The sequence below is a fragment of the Pseudomonas bubulae genome (assembly GCF_900618535.1).
GTDB lineage: Bacteria > Pseudomonadota > Gammaproteobacteria > Pseudomonadales > Pseudomonadaceae > Aquipseudomonas > Aquipseudomonas bubulae.
On record NZ_UYJA01000019.1, the window covers coordinates 1 to 547 of the forward strand.

1 rRNA gene is annotated in these 547 nt (G+C 45.2%); it reads left to right on the top strand.

From position 1 onward, the window contains the following. Positions 1-114, top strand: a 5S ribosomal RNA gene (gene rrf, locus PPTH39_RS23445); the annotation flags it as partial. Positions 115-547: the final 433 nt, after the last annotated feature.

Here is a 547-nt window from a genome sequence, read left to right on the forward strand (position 1 = left end):
TGACGACCATAGAGCATTGGAACCACCTGATCCCATCCCGAACTCAGTAGTGAAACGATGCATCGCCGATGGTAGTGTGGGGTTTCCCCATGTGAGAGTAGGTCATCGTCAAGATTAAATTCCAAAAACCCTGTCTGCTCGCGCAGACAGGGATTTTGTTTTTGTATAAGTACAAGCTTTGTAAAAAGCTCGTACGGTTAATCAGGTCATTTGCCTGGCTAACCACTCGATTATCTCAATCGAAAGAAGCTGGAAATAAAGCGTTGACAGCAGTGTGTAACACTGTAGAATTCGCCTCCCGCTAACGAGAGATCGAAAGCGCAAGTGGTTGATGTTACAGAGGAAACTTTGAAAACATCTTAAAATAACCGCTTGACAGCAACAGAGGCTGCTGTAGAATGCGCGCCTCGGTACAGCGAAAGCTGACCAACCGCTCTTTAACAATTGAATCAAGCAATTCGTGTGGGTGCTTGTGGAGTCAGACTGATAGTCAACAAGATTATCAGCATCACAAGTTACTCCGCGAGAAATCAAAGATGTAACCAAC